3 protein-coding genes and 1 pseudogene are annotated in these 5,276 nt (G+C 72.4%); all 4 read right to left on the reverse strand.

Annotation, left to right across the window (positions count from 1 at the left end; all coding sequences use genetic code 11):
* Positions 1 to 47: 47 nt before the first annotated feature.
* On the reverse strand, positions 48 to 719 hold the full coding sequence (locus tag ACZ3J7_RS40785; protein ID WP_465628460.1) for a DUF742 domain-containing protein: 672 nt from the start codon (positions 717 to 719) through the stop codon (positions 48 to 50).
* A gap of 166 nt (positions 720 to 885) precedes the next feature.
* On the reverse strand, positions 886 to 1,299 hold the full coding sequence (locus ACZ3J7_RS40790) for a roadblock/LC7 domain-containing protein (RefSeq protein WP_035873526.1): 414 nt from the start codon (positions 1,297 to 1,299) through the stop codon (positions 886 to 888).
* A 10-nt stretch (positions 1,300 to 1,309) separates the two neighbouring features.
* Positions 1,310 to 4,858, reverse strand: a complete 3,549-nt coding sequence (locus ACZ3J7_RS40795) for a sensor histidine kinase (protein WP_465628462.1) — start codon at positions 4,856 to 4,858, stop codon at positions 1,310 to 1,312.
* A 323-nt stretch (positions 4,859 to 5,181) separates the two neighbouring features.
* Positions 5,182 to 5,276, reverse strand: a pseudogene (locus tag ACZ3J7_RS40800) (ATP-binding protein); the annotation flags it as partial.

Consider the following 5,276-nt stretch of genomic DNA (forward strand, 5'->3'; position numbering starts at 1 on the left):
CGACGACGATCTTGGCGGAGGTGGTGGCGCGGCTGGGGGCGGCCGCGTTAGAGCTTGCGAAGTCCACTGAGGACCCTTTCGAGCAGCGTGACGTCGGGCTGGTTGCCGGATTCGCCGCCGGCTGCGGGCTGGTGGATGGCGACCAGGCCGGCCTCGGCCAGGTCCGCCACGAGGATGCGGGCCACGCCCAGCGGCAGGTTCAGCAGCGCGGAGATCTCCGCCACCGACTTCACGTCGGAGGCGCACAGCGCGCAGATCCGCTGGTGCTCGGGGAGCAGGGTGGCCATCCGGGCCTGGTCGACCGCGGCGGAGACCAGGGCCTCCAGCGCGAGCTCGTAGCGCGGCCGGGTGCGTCCGCCGGTCATCGCGAAGGGGCGGATCAGCGGTCCCGCGTCCTCCTCCTCGTCGGCGTACTCCTCGACGTGGCCGGGCTGCTGGTCCTCGTACCGGTGCGGCGGGTCGGGTTCGTGGAAACCCTCCGGCCCGGGGTAGGAGCCGTCGCCGGGGTGGAACTCGGGGCCGGGGTGGGCCTGGCCGTATCCGTCCTGCTGCTGGTACCAGCGCGGGTCGGACTGCGGGGGCAGGTACGACTGGCCACCGTTGAACTGCGGCGCGTACTGCTGCTGCTGACCGTGGCCGACGCCGGGAGCCCCGAAAGCGTCGTGGCCGGAGCCCGCGTACGGGACGCCGAACTGGCCACTGTGGTCGGGCGGTGTCACGGTTCATCTCCTCAAAGGGTGCGGCGGTGCGTTGCTGGCCGCGTCGCCGGGGAGCGCCGTGGCCGGTGGTGCGAAGGCCGTACAACGCCCGGTCCCGAGGCCGCCGAAGCGACCTCGGGACGGGCAATGAGGTCTTTCGAATACCAGGACGGTATCCGACGAACCGTCAGTGCAGGAGACTGCCCTGGAGTTCGGCCCGCAGAGCGGGCGTCAGGACCGCGCCGGCGCGGTCCACGAGGAGGGCCATCTCGTAGCCGACGAGACCGATGTCGGAGTCCGGCGAGGCGAGCACCGCGAGCGCGGAGCCGTCGCTGATCGCCATCAGGAACAGGAAGCCCCGCTCCATCTCGACCACGGTCTGGGTCACGTCGCCGCCCTCGAAGATGCGGCTCGCACCCGAGGTCAGCGAGGTGAGGCCGGAGGCGACGGCGGCCAGCTGGTCGGCGCGGTCCCGGGGGAAGCCCTCGGACATGCACAGCAGCAGACCGTCGGCGGAGACCACCACGGTGTGGGACACCCCGGGGGTGTTGTCCACGAAATTGGTGATCAGCCAGTTCAGGTTCTGTGCGGCCTGGCTCATCTGGGTCAACTCAACGCTCCTGCTGGTTCGAGCCGCCGAAGAGATCGGTGCTGCTGTTGTGCGGTCCATCACCGTACGCCCCCTGGTCGGGGTCGATCCGGAAGCTGCCGGTGGCACCGGGGTCGCCGCCGGCCTGGCGGCCCTGCTCGACGCCGCGGCGCAGGTTGGTCAGGCGGCCGCGGACCTCGTTCGGGTCGCGGGAGACCTGCGGGCCTTCCTGCGGGGTGGTCCGGGCGTTGCCCGGGACCAGGTTCTGGCGCGGCACCCGGCGCGGCAGGCCCGAGGGGGTCGTCCCGGCCGAGGACGGCTCGCGGAGCTTCTCCGCGCGCTGCCAGTCGCCGTCGTTGGGGGACTCCCACTCGCTGGGCGCCGCGGTCGGGCCGGTCGGGCCGTAGCCGCCGAGCGCCGACACGTCGTGGCCGCGCGGCTCCTCCACCGGGACGGAGGTGTCCTTCGCGCCGGTGAACCAGTTCGGGGTCTCGCCGCCCGCGGCGCGGCCGGCACCGCCGCCCGCCAGCTGCTGCCCCGGGCGGCGCTGCGGCAGCGCGCCGCCGTCCGCCTGCTCCGGTGCGGTGCGGGCCGGCGGCAGGGCCGGCGGCTCCTCCGCCGGGTACGGGTGTCCGGCGGGCTCCTCGTAGCCGTAGCCGTCCTGGCGGTACTCGTCCTGGCCGTAGCCGTCCTGCTGGTAGCCGTCCTGGCGGTACTCGTCGCCGTACTGCCCGTACGGCTGCTCGTAGCCCTGCTCGGCGTACGTCTCGGCGGCCTCGTACGGCTGCTGCTGGTACGCCTCGGCGTACGGCTGCTCGTCGCCGTAGGGGGCCTGCGCGTACGGCTCGGGCGCGTACGGCTCCTCGCCGTACCGGGCGGGCGCGTACGGGTCGTCCTGGCGGTAGCCGTAGGCCCCGGCCGCGGCGGGCTGCTGCGGCTCGAAGGGGTGGCCGTAGGGGTCCGCCTCGGGGCGGCGGTACGGGTCGTCCTGGGCCTGGCCGTAGTCGGGGCGGTAGTCGGCCGCGGGCTCGCCGTAGGGCGACTCCAGGACCTCGGCCTCCACCGGCTCCTCGGCGGGGGCGCCGGGGCCGAGCTCCAGGGCGGCCCGGCGGCGCTCCTCGATCCGCTGCGAGCGCTGCATGGACTCCAGCGCGGGGGAGAAGCCGCCCGCGGGCACCTCGCCCCGGGTGGGCAGGTGGTCGTCGAAGCCGAGCTCGGCGGCGGTGCGCTCCTGGCCGTCGAACGCGGCCCACTCGGCGGTGGGCTCCTGGTCGGCGAAGATCCGGGAGACCGTGAACTCCTCGGCCTGCGGCTCCGGGGCCATCATGCCCAGCTGGGTGAGCTGCTGCGGCAGCATGACCAGCGAGGTGGTGCCGGCCGACTCGCCGGACGGGCGCAGCTGCACCCGGATGTCGTGCCGCTGGGACAGCCGGCCGACCACGAACAGGCCCATCCGGCGGGAGATGGTGGCGTCGACGGTGGGCGGCTCGGCCAGCTTCTCGTTGATCTCGGCGAAGTCCTCGGCGGTCAGGCCGATGCCCTTGTCGTGGATCTCGACCAGCACCCGGCCGTCGGGCAGCCGGGTCGCGTTGACCAGCACCCGGGTCTGCGGGGAGGAGAACGAGGTGGCGTTCTCCAGCAGCTCGGCGAGCAGGTGGACGAGGTCGGTCACGGCGGGGCCGACCACGTCGGCCTCGGGGATGCCGGCCAGTTCGATCCGCTCGTAGTGCTCCACCTCGGAGGCGGCCGCGCGCAGCACGTCGACCAGCGGGACCGGGGTGTTCCAGCGGCGGCCGGGCTCCTCGCCCGCGAGGACGAGGAGGTTCTCGCCGTTGCGGCGCATGCGGGTCGCGAGGTGGTCCAGCTTGAAGAGGTTCTCCAGCTGGTCCGGGTCGGCCTCGTTGTTCTCCAGGTCGGTGATCAGCGCCAGCTGGCGCTGGATCAGGCCCTGGCTGCGGCGCGACAGGTTGGTGAAGATCGCGTTGACGTTGCCCCGCAGCAGCGCCTGCTCGGCGGCGAGCGAGACGGCCTGCTGGTGGACCTGGTCGAAGGCGCGGGCGACCTCGCCGATCTCGTCCTTGCCGTGCAGCGGGATCGGGCTGACCGAGGTGTCGACCCGTTCCGGGTCGGTCTTGGAGAGCTTGTCGACCAGCTCCGGCAGGCGGTGGTTGGCGATGTCGAGCGCGGCGGTGTTCAGGGTCCGCATGCCGAGGATCATCGAGCGGGCGATGTAGCCGGTGAGCAGACCGGCGAGCACCAGCGAGGCGACCACGATCAGCGAGTTGAGCACCCAGTCGGTGAAGGCCCGGTCCTTGATGCCCTGGGCCTCGCTGACGACCTGGCCGAGCAGGTCGGTCTCGGCGGCGCGCAGGGCGCTCATGTGGCTCTTGGTGGCCTGGTCCCACAGCGGGCGGGTCAGGCCGTCCTTGCCGACCTGGTCGATGATCTTGGCGGCGTTGTCACCGCCGGCCGAGGCGCTGGACAGCTGGCCGGCGTAGGACATGCCGACCGCGAGCAGGCCCTGCATGGTGGGCAGGCTGTGGCCGTCGGGCATCCGCAGCGGCAGCCGCTGGTCGGCGGTGGCCTGGTCGACCAGGGCCTGCGAGTAGACCATGATCTCGGACTCGTCCGAGGCGGTGTTGAACTCGGCGATCGCGGTCTGCTCCAGGCGGGAGGCGACCACCAGCGACTGGATCAGGTCGTCGCCCTCGTGGCCGTCCACGCCGCCGACGCCGAGGCCGACCAGCAGGTTGAGCATCAGCGCGCGCTGGGTCGAGGCGGACGCCTTGGCCAGCGACATCGCGTAGATCGCGCGGCCCTTGGAGGTGACGTTGGTGGAGCCGAAGCCGACCGAGTTGTCCACCGCCAGCAGCGGCGCGAACATCAGCGAGTACGCGTTGGTGGTCGCGGTCGCGAACAGCTCCGGCTTGTAGGCGTTGGCGCGCAGGTGCGGCAGGTACGCCACGAGCTGCTGGAACTGCTCGTCCCGGCGCTTCATGGTGCTGTCGTCCTTGATGTCCGCGAACGCCGCGTTGTAGGTCCGCAGGGCCTCGTCGGTCTTGTCCCGGAGCTTCTTGACCTCGCCCTGGTCGCCCTGCCCGGTGAGCAGCGGCACCAGGGTCTCGTCGCGCTCCTGCTCCAGGGCGTCGGCGAGCTTGGTGGCGGCGCTGGCCAGGTTGGCGATGCGCACCGCCCGGTCGGCCTGGTTGTAGTCGTCCAGCGAGGTGTTGACGCGCAGGCCGCCGAAGACCAGGGCGATGACGACCGGGATGACCAGGATGGCCACCAGGCGGGTCGGCACGCGCCAGTTCAGCGGGGACAGGAAGTCGTACCGGCCGCCGGGGCGCGGGGCGCCGTCCTTGGCGGGCGCGGGCCGGGAGGCGGGCTCGCCGGTGACGGCGCGGTTCTGCTCGGCGCGGTCACGGTCCTCGGTCGCGGTGAACGCGGAGAACCGGCCGGACTCCGGAGCGCCGTCCGGGCCGCTGCCCGGGCCGGGGTTCGGGCCGCTACCCGGGTCCTGCTGGCGGGGCTCGGAGCGCCGCTGAGGGGTGACTGGCTGCTTACGCCTCACTCGACAACAACCTCTCGACCGACTGGCGGCCATGGATCTATCCGGCGGCTACTACCCCCCTGGCGGGCCGCGGCCCGCGTGGGTCCTACGGGGTAGCTGGAATTCCAACACGAGCCGGTGGGGCGGACAAACGCCCCCTCCGCCCCGCGCACCAGGGGGGTAAAACGGACATAAACGGTTGAACTCCCGCAAAGTTCAAGGTCATTGGCGCACACCGGGTTCGGACGGCTACGCACTGTCAAACCAGTCCGGCAAATGCCTACCGAACTGTTACCGGGGGGCGCGAACCATTCGTGGTACGCGCCCCCCGGCCGGGGTCGGGCTCACCGGAGTCGGGCGAGGAGGGCGTGTTCGACGAGGGTGATGAGGGCGCTCTTGGCGCTGTCGCGGCGTCGGGCGTCGAGGGTGATGATGGGGA

This window comes from Kitasatospora sp. NPDC015121, assembly GCF_055562955.1.